General features: G+C 69.8%; 17 protein-coding genes. 12 read left to right on the top strand and 5 right to left on the bottom strand.

Translation table 11 applies throughout. From position 1 onward, the window contains the following. The first annotated feature begins 116 nt into the window (after nt 1-116). The 4 genes from BKA14_RS29325 (at nt 117) to BKA14_RS29310 (ending at nt 3,992) form a co-directional block, all read left to right on the top strand. The gene (locus BKA14_RS29325) at nt 117-1,580 is read left to right on the top strand and encodes an NCS2 family permease (RefSeq protein WP_438861912.1); all 1,464 of its coding nucleotides are present in this window, start codon (nt 117-119) and stop codon (nt 1,578-1,580) included. Between the two features lie 71 nt (nt 1,581-1,651). Next, the gene (locus BKA14_RS29320) at nt 1,652-2,098 is read left to right on the top strand and encodes a MarR family winged helix-turn-helix transcriptional regulator (RefSeq protein WP_184957026.1); all 447 of its coding nucleotides are present in this window, start codon (nt 1,652-1,654) and stop codon (nt 2,096-2,098) included. Nucleotides 2,099-2,166: 68 nt separating this feature from the next. Next, nucleotides 2,167-3,483 (top strand): MFS transporter, encoded by a 1,317-nt coding sequence (locus tag BKA14_RS29315; RefSeq protein WP_184954043.1) that lies wholly within the window; start codon nt 2,167-2,169, stop codon nt 3,481-3,483. A 59-nt stretch (nt 3,484-3,542) separates the two neighbouring features. Next, entirely contained in the window at nt 3,543-3,992 is a 450-nt protein-coding gene (locus BKA14_RS29310) for a hypothetical protein (protein ID WP_184954042.1), read from the top strand. Between the two features lie 341 nt (nt 3,993-4,333). On the opposite strand, the gene BKA14_RS29305 is transcribed toward BKA14_RS29310, so the two are convergent. Then, nucleotides 4,334-4,984 (bottom strand): DUF4241 domain-containing protein, encoded by a 651-nt coding sequence (locus BKA14_RS29305; RefSeq protein WP_184954041.1) that lies wholly within the window; start codon nt 4,982-4,984, stop codon nt 4,334-4,336. Between the two features lie 326 nt (nt 4,985-5,310). Here BKA14_RS29305 and BKA14_RS29300 point away from each other — a divergent pair, with 326 nt between their 5' ends. Then, the gene (locus BKA14_RS29300; RefSeq protein WP_184954040.1) at nt 5,311-6,120 is read left to right on the top strand and encodes a metallophosphoesterase; all 810 of its coding nucleotides are present in this window, start codon (nt 5,311-5,313) and stop codon (nt 6,118-6,120) included. A gap of 327 nt (nt 6,121-6,447) precedes the next feature. On the opposite strand, the gene BKA14_RS29295 is transcribed toward BKA14_RS29300, so the two are convergent. The 4 genes from BKA14_RS29295 to BKA14_RS29280 all read right to left on the bottom strand — a co-directional run bounded on the left by BKA14_RS29295 (nt 6,448) and on the right by BKA14_RS29280 (nt 10,715). Next, the gene (locus BKA14_RS29295) at nt 6,448-7,041 is read right to left on the bottom strand and encodes a 2'-5' RNA ligase family protein (protein WP_239093425.1); all 594 of its coding nucleotides are present in this window, start codon (nt 7,039-7,041) and stop codon (nt 6,448-6,450) included. Nucleotides 7,042-7,148: 107 nt separating this feature from the next. After that, on the bottom strand, nt 7,149-8,231 hold the full coding sequence (gene sepH / locus BKA14_RS29290; RefSeq protein ID WP_184954039.1) for a septation protein SepH: 1,083 nt from the start codon (nt 8,229-8,231) through the stop codon (nt 7,149-7,151). A 253-nt stretch (nt 8,232-8,484) separates the two neighbouring features. Then, on the bottom strand, nt 8,485-9,612 hold the full coding sequence (gene serC, locus BKA14_RS29285; protein WP_184954038.1) for a phosphoserine transaminase: 1,128 nt from the start codon (nt 9,610-9,612) through the stop codon (nt 8,485-8,487). Then, a complete protein-coding gene (locus BKA14_RS29280) occupies nt 9,609-10,715 on the bottom strand; it encodes a citrate synthase 2 (RefSeq protein WP_184954037.1) in 1,107 nt (368 codons plus the stop codon). Before BKA14_RS29280 ends, serC begins: the two co-directional genes overlap by 4 nt. Nucleotides 10,716-10,925: 210 nt before the next feature. Here BKA14_RS29280 and pdxH point away from each other — a divergent pair, with 210 nt between their 5' ends. The 7 genes from pdxH to BKA14_RS29245 are packed head-to-tail and all read left to right on the top strand — an operon-like array spanning nt 10,926 to nt 16,728. Then, nucleotides 10,926-11,552, top strand: a complete 627-nt coding sequence (gene pdxH / locus BKA14_RS29275) for a pyridoxamine 5'-phosphate oxidase (RefSeq protein ID WP_184957024.1) — start codon at nt 10,926-10,928, stop codon at nt 11,550-11,552. Then, a complete protein-coding gene (locus BKA14_RS29270; RefSeq protein WP_184954036.1) occupies nt 11,549-12,850 on the top strand; it encodes an MFS transporter in 1,302 nt (433 codons plus the stop codon). The genes pdxH and BKA14_RS29270 overlap by 4 nt, the downstream gene beginning before the upstream one ends. A 10-nt stretch (nt 12,851-12,860) precedes the next feature. After that, complete coding sequence (locus BKA14_RS29265) at nt 12,861-13,781, top strand: aldose 1-epimerase family protein (RefSeq protein WP_184954035.1); 921 nt, start codon at nt 12,861-12,863, stop codon at nt 13,779-13,781. Nucleotides 13,782-13,787: 6 nt separating this feature from the next. Further along, on the top strand, nt 13,788-14,402 hold the full coding sequence (locus BKA14_RS29260) for a nitroreductase family protein (protein ID WP_184954034.1): 615 nt from the start codon (nt 13,788-13,790) through the stop codon (nt 14,400-14,402). 56 nt (nt 14,403-14,458) lie between these two features. After that, complete coding sequence (locus BKA14_RS29255; protein ID WP_184954033.1) at nt 14,459-14,752, top strand: type II toxin-antitoxin system VapB family antitoxin; 294 nt, start codon at nt 14,459-14,461, stop codon at nt 14,750-14,752. After that, on the top strand, nt 14,752-15,918 hold the full coding sequence (locus BKA14_RS29250; RefSeq protein ID WP_184954032.1) for an acyl-CoA dehydrogenase family protein: 1,167 nt from the start codon (nt 14,752-14,754) through the stop codon (nt 15,916-15,918). Before BKA14_RS29255 ends, BKA14_RS29250 begins: the two co-directional genes overlap by 1 nt. A 42-nt stretch (nt 15,919-15,960) precedes the next feature. Then, nucleotides 15,961-16,728, top strand: a complete 768-nt coding sequence (locus tag BKA14_RS29245) for a DUF4230 domain-containing protein (RefSeq protein WP_184954031.1) — start codon at nt 15,961-15,963, stop codon at nt 16,726-16,728. Nucleotides 16,729-16,790: the final 62 nt, after the last annotated feature.

Below are 16,790 nucleotides of genomic sequence, written 5' to 3'. Positions count from 1 at the left end.
GATTCGGGGCTTCGGTGTGGTCACACCGACAGGATAGGTCCGGGGCGATCATTGCGGCGTCCCTGTGACGGGCCCGACACAGCCTGGTTTTGCGCAGGTCATCGACGGCTGAGACCATGCCCGCGAAGTTTCCTCGTGATCCTGGAGAGGGCCGCATGACCGCCGCAACCGATACCCGTACGCCCAAGAATGGTTTTGATCGGTTCTTCGAGATCTCGGCGCGGGGTTCGACCCTGGGCCGGGAGGTTCGCGGTGGCCTGGCCACCTTCTTCACGATGGCCTACATCGTGGTGCTCAACCCGCTGATCCTGGGCAACGGGGTCGACGGCGACGGCGCTCAGCTGGCCATCACCGCCCTGGCCGCGGGCACCGCCCTGGTCGCCGGTCTGATGACGATCCTGATGGGCGTGGTGGCCCGCTTCCCGCTGGCGCTGGCTGCCGGCCTCGGGGTGAACGCATTGGTCGCGTACGAGATCGCCCCCGAGATGACGTGGGCCGACGCGATGGGCCTGGTCGTGATCGAGGGTGTGCTGATCGCCATCCTGGTGCTCACCGGCCTGCGCACGATGGTCTTCCGCGCCGTGCCGACCCAGCTCAAGACGGCGATCGGCGTCGGCATCGGCCTGTTCCTGATGATCATCGGGCTGGTCGACGCGGGCTTCGTGCGCCGCATCCCGGACGCGTCCGGCACCACCGTCCCGCTCGAGCTCGGCGTCGGCGGCAAGCTGTCCACCTGGCCCACCGTCGTCTTCGTGGTCGGCCTGCTCTTCACGCTGGTGCTGTTCGTCCGCAAGGTGCGCGGCGCGATCCTGATCGGCATCCTCGGCAGCACCGTGCTGGCGATCATCGTGGAGGCGATCGCGCACCCCAAGGGCTGGTCGTTGAACACCCCGAAGCTGCCCGAGAAGATCGTCAGCTCGCCCGACCTGTCGCTGCTGGGCCACTTCAACGTGCTCGACTCGTGGTCGCGGGCCGGCTGGCTGGTCGTCGTGATGTTCATCTTCACGCTGCTGATCACCGACTTCTTCGACACCATGGGCACGATGGTCGCCGTGGGGCAGGAGGGTGAGCTCCTCGACTCCGAGGGCATGCCCCCGCGTACGAAGGAAATCCTGCTCGTCGACTCGGTGGCGGCCGCGGCCGGTGGTGCGGCCAGCGTCTCCAGCAACACGTCGTACATCGAGAGCGCGGCCGGCGTCGGCGAAGGAGCCCGTACGGGTGCCGCCAACCTCGTGACGGGCGTGCTCTTCCTGCTCGCGATGTTCCTGGCCCCGCTGGTCTCGGTGGTGCCGTTCGAGGCCGCGTCGACCGCGCTCGTGGTGGTCGGCTTCCTGATGATGACCGCCGTGAAGCAGATCGACTGGGCCGACTACACGATCGCCGTGCCCGCGTTCCTGGCCATCACGTTGATGCCGTTCACCTATTCGATCTCCAACGGCATCGGCGCCGGGATCATCACCTACGTGCTGCTCAAGGCGGTCACCGGCCGGGCCCGCGAGGTCCACCCCATCCTGTACGGCGTGGCCGCGCTCTTCGTCCTCTACTTCTTGCGCGGTCCGCTGGAGACTTGGATCCTGTGACCTGCGGTGACTGAGGTCATGCACGTTTCGAATGTCGTTAGCCATGCTCATTAGCTAGGCTAAGAACCGTGATGGAGTGGCCCGTGGTGGCGGATCGAGGCACAGCCGATGAGCTGGCCAAGGCCCTGCGCGAGTCGATAATGCGGCTGAACAGGCGGGTCCGGCAGGCCCGCCCGGTCGGTGATCTCACCTTCAGCCAGCTCTCCGCGCTGACCAGCCTCCAACTGGCCGGCGCGCTGACCCCGCGCGAACTCGCCGACGTCGAACGTGTCCAGCCCCCGACGATGACCAAGATCGTCGGGAAGCTGGAGGAACGTGGCCTGGTCGCGCGGACCCCGCACCCGACCGACGGCCGGCAGGTCATCCTGTCGGCCACGGAGCAGGGACGGGCCGTGCACGCCCAGTTCGAGCAGGCGAGAAACGAGTGGCTGGCCACGCAACTGGCCGACCTGACGCCCGGCGAACGGGAAACCCTGGCCCAGGCCTCCGAGATCCTGCAGAAGATCTCCCGCGCCTGAGGGTTTCGGCTACGCGGCGCTTCGTCACGTGACGATGACGCGTACGACCGAACAGGAGGCACAACCGCGTGCGGTCCGTGCTGAACACCACTTTCCGGTCCCTCAGGGTTCGCAACTACCGGCTCTTCGCCACCGGCCAGCTCGTGAAGCTGGTCGGCGTGTGGATGATGTTCACCGCCCAGGACTGGCTGGTGCTCGACCTGTCCGGCAACTCACCCAGCGCCCTCGGCCTGGTGACGTCGCTGCAGTTCCTGCCGGTTCTTTTGCTGACCCTGTACGCGGGGAAGCTCGCCGACCGTTTCGACAAGCGCCGGCTGCTCGTGATCGCCAACGCCGCGTTCGCGCTCACCGCGGTCGGCCTCGCCGTCATCGTCGCCTCGGGACATGTCCAGCTCTGGCACGTGTTCCTCTTCGCCGGCCTGCTCGGCATCGCCAACGCCGTCGAGACCCCGGTCCGCCAGGCGTTCGTCTCCGAACTGGTCGAGTTGCGGCTGCTGCCCAACGCGCTCGCCCTCTCCGCGGCCACTTTCAACACGGCCCGGATCGGTGGACCGGCCCTGGCCGGCGTCGCGCTCGCGCTCTTCGGCACCGGCCCGGTCTTCCTGATCTCCACGGTCGTGGCGATCGCCCCGATCTTCAGCTACACCGCCATGCGCGCGGACGAGCTGAGGCCGGCCGCCCGGCAGGCCAAGAAGGACGCCCGCATCCTCGACGGCCTCCGCTACGTGGGCCGCCGCTCCGACCTCGTGATGCCGATCGCCCTGATGTTCGTGGTCGGCATGATCGGCTTCAACTTCCCGGTCACGCTGGCCGCGCTGGCCAAGATTGACTTCAACGCCGGCCCGTCCACCTTCGGCCTGCTCACCACCGCCCTCGCGGTCGGCGCGCTCGGTGGTGCCCTGGCCGGCAGCGCCCGCCGGGCCCGGCCCAACGCGTACATCGTGATCGGTGCGGCCATCGCGTTCGGCGCCCTCGAATTCGCGGTCGGCTTCGCCCCCAACTTCGTGGTCGCCATGCTCGTGCTGGTCCCCACCGGGTTCTTCTCGATCTATCTGGCCCAGGCGGCCAACCACCGGGTGCAGATGGGCGTCGACCCCGCCTACCGTGGCCGCGTCATGGCCCTCTACGTGCTGGTGTTCCTGGGCACCACGCCGATCGGGGCGTCGCTGGCCGGCTGGTGGGGCGAGCGTTTCGGGGTCGCGTCGAGCATCTCGGGCGCCGGGGTGGTCTGCTTCGTCGCCGCCGTGGCCGCGCTGATCTGGCAGCTCCGCTCGAACGGCGAGCGGATCGAAATGACCCTGCGCCCCCGTCCGCGGCTCACCTTGGTGCCGCCGGTCGCGGCTTCGGCTCCGGTCGTACAGGAGAAGCTTCCGACGGCCGCCTGACGGGTATTTGGCAGGAAACCCTATTCCGGTTCGGGCCTGTTCCCCTCTAGCGTCAGTGCGTGGCCCTCGCGCACATTGCTGTGCTCACGGCGGCGCTCGTTCTCCCCCTGACCGTTCCGTACGCGGTGGCGGTCACTCTGCGGCGAGACGAGTTCCGCCGCAGACGTGCGCGGGCCGACTGCCCGGCCCAGGCGCGTGCACTGACCTGCCTCGACCGCGACATCCGGGAGTTCGACCCGGCGACTGCGCTGGCCCGGCTCGGGCCGCCCCCGATCGAATGGCTGGCCCAGGACCTGCGCCGCCTCGACCGCCAGCGCCGCGGCGGCACCACCGTCGAATCCGGCCTGCTGCAGGCGGCCGTGCTCCGCGCCTACGACGAGCGGCTCTGCCTGGCCTGCGAATGCCTCGGCCTACCGGAAAACTTGAAGCCGCTCGACGGCCTCGACCGGGAGATCGAACGCGTACGGGTGGAGGGCGCGCTCGAGGCGGCCGGCCTCACGCTGCGCTGACCGAACACCGGCTGGCAGTCCCACGCTCTTCGTCCGCGCGGGTGTACTTCGGCGCGACGGACTTCGAGATCGAGTTCGTCGACGCGGCGGGGTCTCGCTGTCGTGGCTTGTTGACGCAGTGCTGGGCGGTGGCGTTCGAGGAGTCGCCACCGATACGCGGTGCGGTCGGTCACGGGGACGGAAGCACTTCCCGGGCGGGTGGTGGTCGGCGACCACGGACCGGCACGTCGATGTCCGTCCGGAGCTGGGCGTTCCGCCGGCTCGACCAGCGCTGGCTCACCGAGCTCTCACCCGCATCACCATCGGCCGTCACGGATTCGTGATCGCCCCACAGCAGCGGATCACACCTTCGCAGCCGACTCCGGGATCACCATGAAATCGGTGACGAAGGCGGTGACATGACCGTCGGCGGCACGTCCGACGAAGGTGGGATAGACCCCGTCACCCCACCCGGAGCTGACAGTGATCACATTCGCTTCAGTGGCCTCATCGGTGATCGCGTCAATGGGCGCCGGAGCAGCCGGAACTTGAGGCGGGATATACACGTCGTCCAAGCGGTCGAAGTCCCAATCCGCTAGCGCTCGCACGGCCACCAGATCAGCCAGAGTGCCGACTCCCGCATCGACGGGGTAACCGAAGAACCCGTCTGGCCCCAGATCAGCCAGATCTTGGCCCTCAGTCACAGCAAGCTCCCACCGCATCGTCGGCTGCGCACTGACAACCAACTGCAGCGCGACAGTGCGAATGTCCGTTCCGCTTATGCCCTGGTGAATCGACGCGACCCACGCGCGCAACTCATACCGACCCGGCGGAACCGTCACGATGAAAGGCAGCACCTCGCGGGCATCCGTCAGCGGGTCGCATCCGACGATCTGTCCGCTCGGTGCCGTCACCACGCCGACCAAACGGTCTTCGATGACGTACTCGGCACCCTCGCGAACGACACGGCTGCCACTTTTCAGCAGCACCGAAAAGTCGGGCAAATAAGACACGCTCACTCTCCCGGTCGCGCACTGGCCTCAGGCTTCAGCCTGCATGTGATCATGCCGCACTCGCTGCAAAATCCGAACAGACGAGACCCTCCAGCCTGAGAAGAACCGCCTGGCGGCCCGCCCAGCGAGACAGAGTTCACTGGCGCAAACCAGCGGTCGCCCGTTCCCCATCGCCATGGACAAAGGTCATTGGCAAAGGACACCGACTTTCGGCCCGCCCCTGGATGACCCGGACATGCGCTGCCTCCGAACAGTCGCCGCGGATGCGAGGGCGGCGCTGATCCGCATCGATGAAATCTGTGGAGCGCAGCCGATAGGGTGCGCACATGATCGCTGATCGAGCGCCGTCGCCGTTGTTCGTCGCCGCCGACATGCACGGTCATCGGGCGGAGTTCCGCGAAGTGTTGCGCGATGCCGGCCTGATTGACGTCCGTGGGCAGTGGTCGGGGCAGGACGCCCGGTTGTGGCTGCTGGGCGACTACGTCGATCGTGGACCCGACGGTATTGGTGTGATCGACGATGTTCAGCGGCTGACGGCGCAGGCCGCCCGGGCCGGTGGCACGGTGGGCGCGCTGGTCGGTAATCACGAGGTGCAGCTGATGGCGGCGCATCTCTTCGGCACCGCCCCGGTGCCCGGCTGGGATCAGGTGGACGGTTTCCGAGGCGGCTGGCTGCGCTTCGGTGGGCAGGACACCGACCTTCGCCGGCTCAGCGACGCCTGCGTCTCATGGATCGTTTCGCGGCCGGCCATGACGGTGGTCGACGGTCACCTCCTGGTGCACTCCGACACCACCGCGTACCTCGAATTCGGCGACACCGTTCCCGATGTCAACATGGCCGTGGCCGCCGCCTTCGCCAGTCGTGACATCAGCGCCTGGGCCGAATTCTGCCGGCGCATGAGCGACCGCGGCGCGTTCCGCGACAGTGAGCTCGCCCAGCCGGAGGATTCCGTCAGTACGATGCTGCGGACATACGGCGGCTCGACACTCGTGCATGGGCACAGCACACTGACCAAGCACTTCGGCGTAGCGCCCGGGGAGGTGTGCGAACCCCTGCGATATGCCGCCGGCCGGGTCATCGCCATCGACGGTGGCGTATATGAAGGCGGTCGAATCCTGCTCACGCGCCTCCTCTGAGGTTGTCGGGCGGGCCGGGGGCACCGCATCGGACACGCCGCGTCGAGGTCGACGTCATGCGTTTCTATCCGCGAGGCCGACACGCGACGGCCTGTCGCGAACATCTGGCGCCCGAACTCCAACTTGCGAACGAAGCCAGCCCTCGCGCTGCGCCGTCCGGGGCCGGTATTGCGGCGCTGGTCGAGGCCGACCCGCGCTGCCTTGTCCAAGGCCGGCTTCGCGGCGTTCTTCGGGCCGGTGTCGCGGTGTGTTGCTCGGCGCCCCTGGTATCGCCGTGTGTTCGGTGTCGGTCTGGCGCTGCGCTGGGTCAGAGTGGCCTGCGCGGGGTCAGAGTGGCCACGTCGCCAAGCGCTCGTAGCGACCGTCCGCGCTCTGTACCAGGGAGAACTCGGTTACCGGCCACGGCGTCCCCTGATAGCCCGCCAGAGCCCGCCGCAGCGCCGGATCCGGGTGGTAGGACACCGTCAGATGCGGGTGGAACGGCCGGTCGTCACTCGGGAAGCCGCCCAGCGTCAGCGCATCCCGGAGGCCCTCGCGCAGCTCGCTCAGTGCGGCCAGGTCACCGTCCACCCCGGCCCAGCAGGCCGAACCGAATCGTCCACCGCCGGCGAACCGCAGCTCCAAAGCTTCCGAAGGCGGCAAATCGCCCAATAGTGCGGCGATGCGCTCAGTGGTGGCGCGGCCGGAGGGCGAGGCTGAGTCGGTGGGTGCGGCGTGCTTGGAGGGCGAGGCTGAGTTGGCGGGCGTGGCGTGCTTGGAGGGCGAGACCGAGTCGGTGGGTGCGGCGTGCTCGGAGGGCGAAGCTGAGTCGGTGGGTGCGGCCGGGCCGGAGGGTGTGGCGTTGGAGGGTGCCGTGGCAGTCCGGCCCGCAGCGGCGGGCGCTGCGGGCGGCGGGTCCGTGACGGTGCCGAGGAAGACCAGCGTGACGTGCCACTTTTCCAGCGGTGTCAGGCGGGATGCCGGGGGCAGGGCGGCGCGTAGCGGGTCGAGGGCTGACCTCGGCGGGTAGACGGCGACGAAGAGGCTGGTCAGGATGACTCGCGGGCGGCCGGGCCGCCGCCGAACAGGACGTCGTCCCAGCTGGGGAGGCGCTTGCGGGGCTTGGCCTCGTCGGTTTCGGCGGGCTGCTGCTGGCCCTGGCCCACCGTGCGGCGGGGGCGGAGGACGGCCAGCGAAGGCACGGCCGGCACCTCCTTGGGCAGGTCGGAGTCTTCGTCGAAGGCCGAACCGGCGCCACCGCCGAGCAGGGCCGCGGCTCCACCGGCGACCGGGCGGCGCGGAGTTTCGGCGGGGCCGGCGTCGAGGCTGCGGCTGCCCGCGGACGGGCTGAGCGGACGGTCGAGCGACGCCAGCAGCGCGTCGCGGCCGGCCCGGATCGGGTCGCGCACCGGGCGGGCCGCAGGGGAGTCGGCGGGCAGGCCATGACCGCCGCGTGTGGGCTCGGCCGAGCGCGAGGGGCCGGGCAGGCCGTGACCGCCACGCTCGGTGAACGCTCGCTCGGGGGCGGGCTCCTGCCCGAGGATCTGGGTGGGCCGCTCGGCGCACAGGTATTGCGCCATGTCGTCGTGCGGCGAGACGACCTGGCGTCCCTTGTCGAGATCCCAGATGGCCTGCGCGGTCGCCTTGCCGGAGGGCCAGGTGGCGACGATGCGCCACGTGCCGTCGTCGCGGCGGTAGGCGTCCCACGAGATCTTCTCGGTGTCGATGCCGTGCTGGGCCAGGCGGCTGTCGACCACTTCGGCCAGCGGGGCCCCGGAGTCCGAGGTCTTGAGGCGGGTGCGGCGGGCGTGCTGCGCCAGCATGGCGCGCTCCTGCAGCACCGGACCGGCGTAACGCAGCACCCGGTCGACCGGCACGCCCGCGATGCGGGCGACCTCTTCGGCCGACTCACCGGAGCGGATGCGGGCCTGGATGTCGCGCGGGGACAGCGACGGCTGGGCGTCGGGGGCCATGACCGCGACGGCTGTGCCCGGTGACACCGGGTGTCCGTCGTGGCCGATCGCACCGGAGACCCGGTCGTCGATCGGAAGCGCCAGGAGCCGGCCGACCTCGTCGGCGAGCACCATGGCCTGGCCGTCCTCGGAAAGGGCGACGAAGCGTACCGGCCGCATGCGTTGCCTCCGTCCCGTCGCTCTCTAAGATCTGCCCGGTGGCCTGTGCTCGGCGAGAGTCAGCCACTCAAGCGCGTTTCGGAACACGGTACGCGTCTTGGTCACCTAATGGTGGTAAGCCACGCCAGTCAAGTTCGCTGAGCTGCGATGATCTTGAAAATTCAGAACCTTCAACTGCGGTCGTACGGGTCGTGGGTGACTAAGAGCACTTGGACTGAACAGTGCCCGACGGCGCGGCCGACTGCAACTCCGATCACCCTCCGAGGCGCTCGGCCACGTAATCGATGCACGCCGTCAGGGCGGCCACATCGGAGGGCTCGACCGTCGGGTAGAGCGCGACCCGCAACTGGTTGCGGCCGAGCTTGCGGTACGGCTCGGTGTCGACCACGTCGTTGGCCCGCAGCACCTTGGCGATGGCCGCGGCGTCGACCCCCTCGAAGTCGATCGTGGCCACGGCGGCCGAGCGCAGGGCCGGGTCGGTGACGAACGGGGTCGCGTACGGGGATCGGTCGGCCCAGTTGTAGATCGCGGCGGCGCTCTCCGCGCTCCGCTTCACGGCCCAGGCCAGGCCGCCCTGCGCGTTCATCCAGTCGAGCTGCTCGGCGGCCAGGAACACGGTGGCCAGGGCGGGCGTGTTGTACGTCTGCTCCAGGCGGGACTGCTCAATCGCGGTGACCAGGTCGAGGAACTGGGGGATGTAGCGGCCGCTCCGCTTGATCTCGAAGGCGCGCTCGATGGCGGCGGGGGACATCAGGGCCAGCCAGACGCCGCCGTCCGACCCGAGGGCCTTCTGCGGGGCCAGGTAGTAGACGTCGGTCTCGCGCAGGTCGACGTCGAGGCTGCCGCCGCCGGAGGTCGCGTCGGTGAGCAGCAGCGCGCCCTCGTCGGCGCCCGCGACGCGGCGGACGGGCACGGCCACGCCGGTCGACGTCTCGTTGTGGACCGAGGCGTAGACGTCCACCCCGGCCTCGGCGGTCAGGTAGGCCGCCTGCCCACCGGGGGCCTTGTGCACTGTCGGGTCGGCCAGGAACGGCGCGTCGGTGACGGCCTTGGCGAACTTGGCCCCGAACTCGCCGAACTCGGCGAACTGCGCCTTGTCGCGGACGAGCCCGAAGGTCGCCGTCTCCCAGAAGGCGCTGGTGCCGCCGTTGGACAGAACGACCTCGTAGCCCTCGGGCATCGAGAAGAACTCGGCCAGGCCGCGGCGCAGACGGGCCACCTGGTCCTTCACCGTCTTCTGCCGGTGCGACGTGCCCAGGAAGGTGCGGGACACCGCGGACAGCGACTCGACGCCCTCGGGGCGCACCTTGCTCGGGCCGGAGCCGAAGCGTCCGTCGACGGGCCTGATCGTGTCGGGGATCCGGATGTCAGTCACGGTCAAACATTATGCGAGAGCTCGGCCCAGCCTTCGACCTGCTGCGGCTTACGCGGGGCCGGTCCCACATAGCGGACCGTGGGGTGCACGACCCGGCCCAGGCGTTTCTGCTCCAGCACGTGCGCACTCCAGCCGGCCACCCGGGCGCAAGTGAACATCGAGCTGAACATGTGGCCCGGCACCTCGGCGAAGTCGAGCACGACGGCCGACCAGAACTCCACGTTGGTGGGCAGCGGCCGGTCCGGTTTGCGGGCCTGCAGTTCGGCCAGCGCGGCCCGTTCGAGTGCGACGGCCACCTCGTAGCGCGGGGCGCCCAGCTCGCGGGCGGTGCGCTTGAGCACGTCGGCCCGCGGGTCCTCGGCACGGTAGAGCCGGTGCCCGAAGCCCATCAGCCGCTCGCCGCGGTCGAGGACCTCACGCACGTACGACTCGGCGTCGCCGCTGCGTTCGACATCCTCCAGCATCGTGAGCACGCGGGCCGGGGCGCCGCCGTCGAGCGGGCCGGAGAGCGCGCCGATGCCCGACGAGATGCAGGCGGCCACGTCGGCGCCCGTCGAGGCGACCACACGGGTGGTCAGCGTGGAGGCGCTCATGCCGTGCTCGGCGGCCGAGATGAAGTAGGCGTCGACGGCCTTGACGTGGCGCGGGTCGGGCTCGCCCCGCCAGCGGCGCATGAACCGCTCGACGATCGTCTCGGCCTTGTCGATGTCCTTCTGCGGGACGGCGGGCAGGCCCAGCCCCCGGGCGGCCTGGGCGACGAAGGAGAGCGCGGTCACCGACACCCGGGCCAGGTCGCGCCGGGCCTGCTCGTCGCTGATGTCGAGCAGCTGGTCGAGCCCCCAGTACGGCGCCAGCATCGCGACCGCCGACTGCACGTCGACCCGGATGTCGCCGGAGTGCACCGGCACCGGGAACGGCTCCGCCGGGGGCAGCCCCGGGCCGAACCGTCCGTCGACGAGCAGCCCCCAGACGTTGCCGAACGAGACCTGACCGATCAGGTCCTCGATGTCGACGCCGCGATAGCGCAGCGCGCCGCCGGCCTCGTCGGGGTCCGCGATCTCGGTCTCGAAGGCGACGACGTCCTCGAGCCCGGGCTTGAAGTCGGTCACGACCCTCCCTGCGTACGGGAATGCTGTAGGTGTTTCATCTTGCTCGTCAGGTAACGGCGGGTCGACACCCCGCGATGTGCTCTCCGTGACACCCATACTCACCGACCTGACGGACGGCCCGAGGCGACTTAGGGTCGTTTGCGGTGCTAACGACTTCCTCACCCTGAACTTGGAGCACTCGTGACCGGAGAGCGGCCGTCGCCCGCGAGCATGCGGCGTGACTACACCGAGCGGGGCGCCCTGCTCGAAGCCGAGCTGGCGGCGGACTGGCGCACCCAGTTCGCGGCCTGGTTCGACGAAGCGGTCGAGTTGGGCCTGCCCGAGCCGAACGCCATGATCGTCTCGACCGCGACACCGGAGGGCCGGCCGAGCGCACGCACGGTGCTGCTCAAGGAGTACGACGAGCGCGGTTTTGTGTTCTTCACCAACTACGAGTCGCGCAAGGGCTCCGAGCTCACCGCCAACCCGTACGCGAGCCTGGTCTTCCCGTGGTTTCCGATCCAGCGCCAGGTGCTGGTGACCGGGGTGGCCGAGCGGGTGAGCCGGGCCGAGACCGAGGCGTATTTCGCCTCCCGGCCGCGCGGTTCGCAGCTGGGCGCCTGGGCCAGTCCGCAATCGTCGGTGCTGCCGGATCGCGCGGCGGTCGAGGCGGGGCTGGCCGCGGCTCAGGAGCGGTTCGGTGACGGCCCGATCCCGGCCCCCGGGCACTGGGGCGGCTTCCTGGTCGTGCCCGAGACGGTCGAGTTCTGGCAGGGCCGGAGCAGCCGGCTGCACGATCGGCTGCGCTTCGTCCGTACGGGAAACGGGTCCTGGGCCGTCGAGAGGCTCGCGCCGTGAGCCAAAAGGTGGCCGAGCGCAAGTCTTGGGTCATCGACATCCGCCCGCTGCGTGTCACCGCCTACCGGCGGATGTGGGTGGGCAACGGCGTCTCGTTCTTCGGGTTCCAGTTCACGTCGGTGGCCGTCCCCGTCGAGATGTACGCGATCACCAACTCGTCGGCCTGGGTGGGCCTGCTCGGCATCGCCGGCCTGGTCCCACTGCTGATCTTCGGGTTGTGGGGCGGCGCCGCGGCCGACGTGGTCGACCGGCGCAAGCTGTTGCTGGCCAGTTCGATGCTGGCCTGGGTGGCCACCGCCGGGCTGCTCGTGCAGGCGCTGTTCGCGGTGAACAGCGCCTGGCTGCTGCTCGCGCTGACCGCCGTGCAGTCGGCCGGCTTCGCGATCAGCTCACCCACCCGGCAGGCGATCATCCCGCGGATCGTGCCGGCCGGGCTCGTCCCCGCGGCCAACACGCTGGCCTACACGACGACCACGGCCGGTGGCGTGCTGGGCCCGCTGGCGGCCGGCCTGATCTTCGCGGTCGCCGGCACGGGCGCCGGCATCACCACGGCCTACCTGGTCGACGCGGTGCTCTTCACGATCTCGTTCTGGGCCACCTGGAAGCTGCCGCCGATCCCGCCGGTCGAGCACGAGCCGGGTGAGGAGCGGCCCACGGCGGGCCTCAAGGGCATCATGGTCGGGCTGAAGTTCCTGATCACGCAGCCGGTGCTGCTGCTGTCGTTCGGTGTCGACATCATCGCCATGGTGTTCGCCATGCCACGGGCGTTGTTCCCCGAGGTGGCGGCCGACCGGTTCGGCGGCGACTGGGCGGTGGGCTGGCTGTTCGCCGCGATCGCGATCGGCTCCGTGCTGGGCGGGCTGACCTCGGGCTGGATCGGCCGGGTCAAGCGGCAGGGCGTGGCACTGGTGATCGCCGTGGTGGCTTGGGGCATCGCCATCGGGTTCTCCGGCCTGGCCCACAGCCTGTGGCTGATGGTGCTGCTGCTGGCCGTGGGGGGCGCGGCCGACCTGGTCAGTGCGGTCTACCGGCAGTCGATCCTGCAGGTCTACGCGCCGGACCGGCTCCGCGGCCGCCTGCAGGGCGTGTTCACGGTGGTCGTGGCCGGTGGCCCGCGTCTGGGCGACCTGCGGGCGGGAGCCACGGCCGACCTCACGTCGCCCGCCGCGTCGTGGGCCGGCGGCGGGTTCGCGGCGGCCGGCCTGGCGGTGGTGCTCGCAGCCGCCTTCCCGGCCCTGCTCAGGTACCGCCCGCCCACGATGCAAGCCGCCGGTACGGAGGACGACGACAACCGATAATGTCCAAGCCATGACGAGTGTCGTAGCCGCGCAGTCCGGCACCCAGTGGTCCATCGAGGCGGACGGGCAGAGCGCCGTCGTCGTGGAGGTCGGCGGAACTCTCCGCGATTACTCCGCGGGCGACGTGGCGGTGCTCGACGGCTTCGGGACCGACGAGCTCTCCCCGGCCTCAGCCGGCCAGATCCTCGCGCCCTGGCCCAACCGCATCCGTGACGGGCAGTACACGTTCGAGGAGCAGTCCTACCAGCTCTCGCTGACCGAGCCGGCCCGGCACAACGCCATCCACGGCCTGGTCAACTGGAGCCGCTGGACGCTGGTCGAGCAGTCCGCGTCGGCGGTGACCGTCGAGCTCGAGCTGCCCGCGCAGGTCGGCTACCCGTGGTGGCTGACCCTCCGGTCCACCTGGTCGGTCTCGGCCGACGGGCTGCGCTGCGACGCCGAGGTCGTGAACAACTCGGCGTCGAACGCGCCCTGGGGCTACTCGGTCCACCCGTACGTGCAGCTGCCCGGCGTGAGCGTCGACGACACTCTGCTGCACGTTCCGGCACGCAAGCGGATCACGGCCGACGCCCGGCTGCTGCCGATCGGGGCCAACGCGGTCGCCGGCACGGAGTACGACTTCACCGAGCCCCGCAAGATCGGTGACCTGGTGCTCGACACCACGTTCGGCGACATCACGCACGACGCCGACGGCATCACCGAGGTGACCATCGCCGACCCGTCCAGCGATCGCAAGGTCGTGGTCTGGGCCGACGACAAGTTCAAGTACTGGCAGGTCTTCTCGGGCGACACGCTGCACGGCGAGCGGTTCCGCCGGTCACTGGCGATCGAGCCGATGACCTGCCCGCCCGACTCGTTCCGCACCGGGCGCGACCTGATCGTGCTGGCCCCGGGCGAGCGCTGGACGGCCTCGTGGGGAATCCGGGGCTGACGTCTCGTGGAGTTCGACGACGTGCTGCGCAAGCGGCGGATGGTGCGCAGCTACGACCCCGATCGCCCGGTCCCGCCCGAGATCGTCGACAAGATCGTGCGGCACGGGCTGCGCGCCCCGAGCGCCGGGTTCTCGCAGGGCTGGAGCTTCCTGGTGCTCACCGAGCCGGCGGATCGCGACCTGTACTGGTCGTCGACCGCCGCACCGGACGGGGACGGCGCGCCCGACGACTGGCTGGCCCGGATGCGGACCGCGCCGGTGATCATCGTCTGCTTCTCCAACAAGTCGGTCTACCTCGAGCGGTACGCCCAGCCCGACAAGGGGTGGACTGATCGGGACGAGGCGCGCTGGCCGGTGCCGTACTGGGACATCGACACCGGCTTCGCCGCGCTGCTCATGCACCTCACCGCGGTCGACCAGCAGCTGGGTTCCTGCTTCTTCGGCATCCCGGTGCCGGCGATCGACGGGTTCAAGGACGCGTTCGGCGTTCCGGCCGAGTTCAACCCGATCGGCGTGCTCACCGTGGGCTACCCGGCACCCGACAAGAGGTCTCCGTCACTCAAGCGCGGGCACCGTCCGGTGGACGATGTGGTGCATCATGGCCGATGGGCCGCGTCGTGATAAGGCTAGGCTGGCAACGCTGTGCGGTATGACAGGTTCGGAGAGGGGGATCGGCCGTGATCTTCAAGGCGGTCCGGGACGGAGCCCCGTATCCCGATCACCACACCACGCTCAAGGCGTGGGCCGAGATCCCGCCGAGGCCGATCCGGCTGGCCGATCTGATCACCACCAAGCGTGAACTCGCGCTGGACAAGCTGCTGGCCGAGGACTCGACGTTCTACGGCGACCTCTTCCCGCACGTCGTGGAGTATCAGGGCGCCCTCTACCTGGAGGACGGCCTGCACCGCGCGCTGCGGGCGGCGCTGCAGCAGCGCAATCAGATCCACGCCCGCGTGCTGGTGGTCGACTGATGACCGCCCCGCTCGACCTGCTCGACGTCGACACGCTGCTCAGCGACGAGGAACGCGACATCCGCGAGGTGGTCCGCCGCGTCGCCGACGACCGGGTCCGCCCCGAGGTTGCCACCTGGTACGAGACGGGCAGCACGCCGGTCCGCGAGCTGGCCCGGGAGTTCGGGAAGCTGGGCCTGCTCGGCATGCACCTGACCGGTTACGGCTGCGCCGGCGCCTCCGCCGTGCAGTACGGGCTGGCCTGCATGGAGCTCGAGGCGGCCGACTCCGGGGTCCGCTCGCTGGTCAGCGTGCAGGGCTCGCTGGCGATGTACGCGATCTGGAAGTTCGGCTCGGAGGAGCAGAAGCAGCGCTGGCTGCCCGGCATGGCGGCCGGCGAGCTGATCGGCTGCTTCGGCCTGACCGAGCCCGACCACGGTTCCGACCCGGCCACCATGTCGACCCGGGCCCGCCGCGACGGCAACGACTGGATCCTCGACGGCGGCAAGATGTGGATCACCAACGCGCCGCTGGCCGACGTGGCCGTGATCTGGGCCCGCGCCGAGGAGGGTGTGGTCGGGTTCGCCGTGCCGACCGACACGCCCGGATTCTCGGCCCGCGAGATCAAGCACAAGATGTCGCTGCGTGCCTCCAGCACGGGCGAGATCAGCCTCGACGGCGTGCGGCTGCCCGAGGCGGCCCGGCTGCCCGAGGCGCGCGGGCTCAAGGCGCCGCTGTCCTGCCTGACCGAGGCCCGGTTCGGCATCATCTGGGGCTCCCTGGGCGCCGCACGAGACTGCCTGCGGGTGGCGATCGACTACGCGACCACGCGCGAGCAGTTCGGCCGGCCGATCGGCGGTTTCCAGCTGACCCAGGCCAAGCTGGCCGACATGACGCTCGAGCTGCAGAAGGGCTTCCTGCTGGCGTTGCACCTGGGCCGGCTGCGCGACTCCTCGGGCGCGCTGCGGCCCGAGCAGGTCAGCGTGGGCAAACTCAACAACGTGCGCGAGGCGATCGCGATCGCCCGCACGTGCCGGACGATCCTCGGCGGCAACGGGATCAGCGGGGAATATCCCGTTATGCGCCATGCGAACAATCTGGAGAGCGTCCTCACGTACGAGGGAACTTCCGAGATCCATCAACTGGTCATCGGGCAGAAGCTGACGGGTTTGAACGCATTCGCCTGAGCGTTCGCTGCGAATGTCGCACCCCCCTCGTACCGTGAAGTCATGGCCAAGTCACCGGACGTCTCCTCCGACGTCACGCCGACTGTCGACGAGCCGACGCGGGAGTACGAGACCGCGCCGGCCCAGCCTCCGGCCTCGCCGGAGCCGCCGCCACCGCCCAACCGGGTCGGTGGCTTCGCCCGCCTGCTGATCTTCACGTTCTTCGTCTTCGCGCTGATGGTCGCGGCCTGTCTCGGCCTGCGCGCGGTCAACGTGCTGCCGGGCTTCGACAACCCGTTCTCCGACAAGACGACCGACCGCAGCCAGCCGGTGCTGCTGCAGTCGATGCGCGACCTCAGCCGTTACGTGGCGGCCGACGGCACCTTCCAGGTGATCGTCGACCTGCAGGACAACAAGGAGAACATCCCCGACTTCCTGGTCAACCGGCGCACGCTGTTCGTCGGTTCCGGCACGGTGGAGGAGTACGTCGAGTTCGGCTCGCTGGCCGACGACGCCCTCAAGGTCGACCAGGAGAAGAACACGGTGACGATCACCCTGCCGCCGCCGCAGCAGGGCACAGCCAACCTCGACATGCAGAAGAGCTATGTCGTGGCCGAGGAGCGCGGCCTGTTCAACCGCATCGGCGACGCCTTCCGCAGCGACCCGGGCAAACAGCAGCAGGTCTATGCGCTGGCCCAGCAGCGGATCACCGAGGCGGCCCGGGCCAGCGGCCTCGACGAGCGCGCCAAGCAGAACACGGAACGCATGCTGCAGAGCCTGTTCACGCGTCTGGGCTATCAGACGGTCACGGTCACGTTCAGCTCTCCGTAAGAAGAACCGGACGCCGCCGGCCCGGGGGCGGGGTGGCGGCGTCCGGCGTTTTCAGAACCGCT

Source organism: Paractinoplanes abujensis, assembly GCF_014204895.1.
In the GTDB taxonomy this organism is placed as follows: Bacteria; Actinomycetota; Actinomycetes; order Mycobacteriales; family Micromonosporaceae; genus Actinoplanes; species Actinoplanes abujensis.
This window is presented reverse-complemented; position numbering and strand designations above follow the sequence as displayed.

Bases quoted from the DNA above. Each gene is read 5' to 3' on its own strand.
- BKA14_RS29325 (WP_438861912.1), top strand. From the start codon at position 117: ATGCCCGCGAAGTTTCCTCGTGATCCTGGAGAGGGCCGCATGACCGCC.
- BKA14_RS29320 (WP_184957026.1), top strand. From the start codon at position 1,652: ATGGAGTGGCCCGTGGTGGCGGATCGAGGCACAGCCGATGAGCTGGCC.
- BKA14_RS29300 (WP_184954040.1), top strand. From the start codon at position 5,311: ATGATCGCTGATCGAGCGCCGTCGCCGTTGTTCGTCGCCGCCGACATG.
- sepH (WP_184954039.1), bottom strand. From the start codon at position 8,231: ATGCGGCCGGTACGCTTCGTCGCCCTTTCCGAGGACGGCCAGGCCATG.
- pdxH (WP_184957024.1), top strand. From the start codon at position 10,926: ATGCGGCGTGACTACACCGAGCGGGGCGCCCTGCTCGAAGCCGAGCTG.
- BKA14_RS29265 (WP_184954035.1), top strand. From the start codon at position 12,861: ATGACGAGTGTCGTAGCCGCGCAGTCCGGCACCCAGTGGTCCATCGAG.
- BKA14_RS29250 (WP_184954032.1), top strand. From the start codon at position 14,752: ATGACCGCCCCGCTCGACCTGCTCGACGTCGACACGCTGCTCAGCGAC.
- BKA14_RS29245 (WP_184954031.1), top strand. From the start codon at position 15,961: ATGGCCAAGTCACCGGACGTCTCCTCCGACGTCACGCCGACTGTCGAC.